Below are 4,056 nucleotides of genomic sequence, written 5' to 3' on the forward strand. Positions count from 1 at the left end.
AGGTTGATGCGAGCGAATTGACAGGTAATATGTCTCGTTGAATCTGTAAAATGCTACCCAACTCAGCGCTTAGCTTGTTTTTTGAACAAAAATGTTATCAGACAAGTAGTTTAAGTAAGCGTTGAGTTGAATTTTTACCTCAATGGAGAATATTGAAAACATGACTTACGCGCCTGTATCAGACGTATTGAAAGGTCAGCTAGCAGTAGACAGCGAAGTGACTGTTCGTGGCTGGATCCGTTCACGTCGTGATTCCAAAGCTGGAATCTCTTTCCTTGCCATATATGACGGCTCTTGTTTCGACCCGATTCAGGCCGTGGTCCCAAATAATCTTAATAATTACGAAGACGAAGTATTAAAGCTAACGACTGGCTGCTCTGTTGAAGTAACTGGTAAGATTGTTGAATCTCCTGCAAAGGGTCAAGACTTCGAACTTGCTGCCACTGACGTTAAAGTGGTTGGTTGGGTTGAAGATGCTGAAACTTACCCAATGGCAAAAACTCGTCACTCAATCGAGTACCTACGTGAAGTTGCGCACCTACGTCCGCGCACAAACGTAATCGGTGCAGTAGCACGTGTACGTAACTGCCTATCTCAAGCAATCCACCGCTTCTACCACGAGCAAGGTTACTTCTGGGTATCTGCGCCGTTGATCACGGCTTCAGATGCTGAAGGCGCTGGTGAAATGTTCCGCGTATCTACGCTAGACATGGAAAACCTTCCTCGCACTGACGCTGGTAAAGTGGACTACAACGAAGACTTCTTCGGTAAAGAGACGTTCCTAACCGTATCTGGTCAGCTAAACGCAGAAGCTTACGCTTGTGCGCTAAGCAAAGTTTACACTTTCGGCCCTACTTTCCGAGCTGAAAACTCAAACACAAGCCGCCACCTAGCAGAATTCTGGATGGTTGAGCCTGAAGTTGCGTTCGCAGAACTGGATGATGTAGCGAAACTGGCTGAAGACATGCTCAAGTACGTGTTTAAAGCAGTGCTTGCAGAGTGTCGCGATGACCTTGAGTTCTTCGCTCAACGCATCGACAAAGAAGCAATCACTCGTCTAGAGCAGTTCGTTTCTTCTGACTTCGCGCAAGTTGACTACACTGACGCAATCCAGATCCTTCTTGATTCAGGTCGTGAGTTCGAATTCCCAGTTGAATGGGGTATCGATATGTCTTCTGAGCACGAGCGTTTCCTTGCTGAAGAACACTTCAAAGCACCTGTAATCGTTAAGAACTACCCGAAAGACATTAAAGCATTCTACATGCGTGCTAACGATGACGGTAAAACAGTTGCAGCGATGGACGTTCTAGCACCGGGCATCGGCGAAATCATCGGTGGTTCTCAGCGTGAAGAGCGCCTAGACATTCTAGATGCGCGTATGCGTGAAGTGGGTATCGATCCTGAACATATGAGCTGGTACCGCGACCTACGTAAATACGGTACAGTGCCACACGCAGGCTTCGGTCTAGGCTTCGAGCGCCTAGTATCTTACGTAACTGGTATGGGCAACGTTCGTGACGTGATCCCATTCCCACGTACTCCTCGCTCTGCGAACTTCTAATCACTTTTTAGTGATATTGAATTAAAAAGACCTCCCATGTGGAGGTCTTTTATTTTGTACGAATGATTTTCTAGCAACCGATGTATACACTCTAGTTGTTATTTTCGTCGTCATCCTCATCTGCTCGCGCTGCGTATTTTACTCCAACCACACACAAGCCAAACATCACAAATGGGATAACGGCAGCAGTGTATTCCGTCCAAACCATATGAGAGAAAGATTTCGCCAATATCAAGTGTGCAAACACCAACAAAAATGCGCTAAAAATAGCAACACCCATCAACCTAAGTTCATGCTTTACCAACTGCTTTTTCATTACGGCTCCTAACCTAAATGGTTGTCTGCCCATGATTGAAACACAGCTTCGGTATCGTCCACTGATACAGTTTGAGCAAAAAACAGGTAAACAGTTGGCTAATGAAGTAATTCTCCGACCGTCTTCACGGCTTGTTCTAATTCATCATTTACAGGTAACGATGTATTAAGCCTCAGGTAGTTCTCATAATTTGGAGCGACAGAAAACAACTGACCAAATGCTACAGTGATGTTCGCTTCCAATAACTTTTGATAAATCGCTTTTCCGCACTTTGTTTTCGGCAGTTCTATCCAAAGAAAATAGCCGCCTTCCGGTTGCGTGTAACGAATCGATTGGGGAAAGTACTTATCAACCAGTTCAATAAACGCCAATTGCCGCTGCTCAAGATTCTTTCGCAGTTTTCTAAGATGGCTATCATAACTATCGTTTTGCAAGTAATGCGCGATACCCTGCTGGATTGGTGCACTGCCTGACAACGTCGAGATAAGTTGCAGCTTTTGAAGTTGCTCATTGAAGCGTTTGTTTACCACCCAGCCCAGCCTATAGCCAGGGCAAAGGCTTTTTGAAAATGATCCACAATGCAACACGCGCTCTTGTGTATCAAAAGCTTTAAGTGAGCTTGGCTTTTTTTCAGAAAAATAAAGCTCTGAATACACATCATCTTCGATCAAGTACACATCGTATTTGTCAGCCAGTTCGACGATACGTTGCTTCTGCCCGTCACTTAATAAGGTTCCTGTTGGATTGTGAAAGTTAGTCATTAACCAACATGCGCGAACATCATTGCCGGCAAAAGTCGCTTCAATTTGATCCACTGAATGTCCAGTTAACGGATCCACCGTTATTTCTATCGCCTTTAGACCTAAACGTTCAATCGCTTGAAGTGCGCCATAAAACGTCGGTGATTCAACTACAACAGTATCTCCAGGCTGGGTCACGGCCTGAAGGCTCAAATTCAATGCTTCTAATGCGCCAGAAGTAACGACAATATCATCATGGGTAAACACCATACCTTGTTGGATGTACCGTTGAGCAATCAAACGGCGTAGAGACTCACAGCCCGGCGGCAAGTTATCCAATAACGTCTCTGCCCCCATCTTCCTGCCTGAGCTGGCTAGGTTGCGGTTTAGCGCTTCTAATGGGAACAATGCAGGGTCTGGAAACGCGGAGCCAAACTTCACCGCATTCGGTGAGGCCTGATTTTTGAGGTAGTCGTAAAGTTCATCGTTGATGCTGGAGCGATAAACGGAAGTGGCTGGAGAACTCGGTTCGAAGCGGTCCAACTCCGCAGTCACAAAGTATCCAGACTGAGGTTTCGCTGCGACCCAACCTTGTGCTTCGAGCAGCTGATAAGCTTGTAATACCGTACCTGCGCTGACAGAATGGTTTCGGCTTGTTACACGCACTGATGGCAGCTTTTCCCCTGCTCTCCATGTATTTTGCTGAATCTGCGTTTTGAACAGCTCAGCCAGTTGACGGTATCGGTTCATGTTTCCCTCATTTCACTTACAGCCGCACCATAGCATACTTCGCGCCAGCATTCTGATATGGGAGTATTCAATTTAGCAACGTAATTTATCAAGCTTATAATAGATATTTCAGCCACGAAGTGAGCGTTTATATCCCATACTTTGACTGTTACACACATATTGCCTTACATCTTTGCAATACCTAAAAGCCAAGGTTTTACGTTGGACTGAGTGCGTTAAACTCACTTCGAGCTACGGTCTTTAAATCAGGAGGAAGCGATGAAAGTTTTTACAATGGACGATCTCTCGTATCGCGGAAAACATAAAGGTGTACATAGTTGGGACCATCCTGGCAGTACCACCCCTTATTATTGGCATCCTGATTGGCTGCATATCGCTGAAGATGCTTTGGGTGAACACAAAAAGGCTGACCTTGAAGTCCCTGATGGAGAAACAGCGACAGAAGAGCATGCAAAAGCGGCGATTCTCAAACACTTGAATGACGAGTAGTTTAGGCTCTATCACCGTTCAAGAATAGCATTAGGTAGGCGAATCCATCGTCGTATGCTTTAAACACAAATAAAGCTAAAACCTGCCAAATAGTAAATTCTCCTGAATGAGAAGTACGCATCTTCTATAGCGTTCAAAGGGCAAAATAAGTCGATTGTTATCACATTAATTTTCATTACATCTGTTACATTTAAATAGTA

The 4,056-nt window shown here is 45.0% G+C and carries 4 protein-coding genes; 2 read left to right on the plus strand and 2 right to left on the minus strand.

Going from position 1 to position 4,056, the window contains the following annotated elements; translation table 11 throughout:
• Positions 1-160 precede the first annotated feature (160 nt).
• Complete coding sequence (gene asnS, locus IQR33_RS12255) at positions 161-1,561, plus strand: asparagine--tRNA ligase (protein ID WP_017636101.1); 1,401 nt, start codon at positions 161-163, stop codon at positions 1,559-1,561.
• 91 nt (positions 1,562-1,652) lie between these two features.
• Here the strand turns inward: asnS and IQR33_RS12260 are convergent, their stop codons facing one another.
• Positions 1,653-1,877 carry a hypothetical protein gene (locus tag IQR33_RS12260; protein ID WP_017636102.1) on the minus strand — a complete coding sequence of 75 codons (225 nt, stop codon included), beginning with the start codon at positions 1,875-1,877 and terminating at the stop codon, positions 1,653-1,655.
• A 98-nt stretch (positions 1,878-1,975) separates the two neighbouring features.
• On the minus strand, positions 1,976-3,367 hold the full coding sequence (locus tag IQR33_RS12265; protein ID WP_171344301.1) for a PLP-dependent aminotransferase family protein: 1,392 nt from the start codon (positions 3,365-3,367) through the stop codon (positions 1,976-1,978).
• A gap of 258 nt (positions 3,368-3,625) precedes the next feature.
• On the opposite strand from IQR33_RS12265, the gene IQR33_RS12270 reads away from it, so the two are divergent.
• Entirely contained in the window at positions 3,626-3,856 is a 231-nt protein-coding gene (locus IQR33_RS12270; RefSeq protein WP_017636104.1) for a hypothetical protein, read from the plus strand.
• The last annotated feature ends 200 nt before the right edge of the window (positions 3,857-4,056 follow it).

The sequence above is a fragment of the Vibrio sp. OPT46 genome (genome assembly GCF_015163535.1).
Taxonomy (GTDB): Bacteria; Pseudomonadota; Gammaproteobacteria; order Enterobacterales; family Vibrionaceae; genus Vibrio; species Vibrio alginolyticus.

Excerpts from the sequence above, each read along its gene's own strand:
- asnS (WP_017636101.1), top strand. The coding sequence starts at position 161 with ATGACTTACGCGCCTGTATCAGACGTATTGAAAGGTCAGCTAGCAGTA.
- IQR33_RS12260 (WP_017636102.1), bottom strand. The coding sequence starts at position 1,877 with ATGAAAAAGCAGTTGGTAAAGCATGAACTTAGGTTGATGGGTGTTGCT.
- IQR33_RS12265 (WP_171344301.1), bottom strand. The coding sequence starts at position 3,367 with ATGAACCGATACCGTCAACTGGCTGAGCTGTTCAAAACGCAGATTCAG.
- IQR33_RS12270 (WP_017636104.1), top strand. The coding sequence starts at position 3,626 with ATGAAAGTTTTTACAATGGACGATCTCTCGTATCGCGGAAAACATAAA.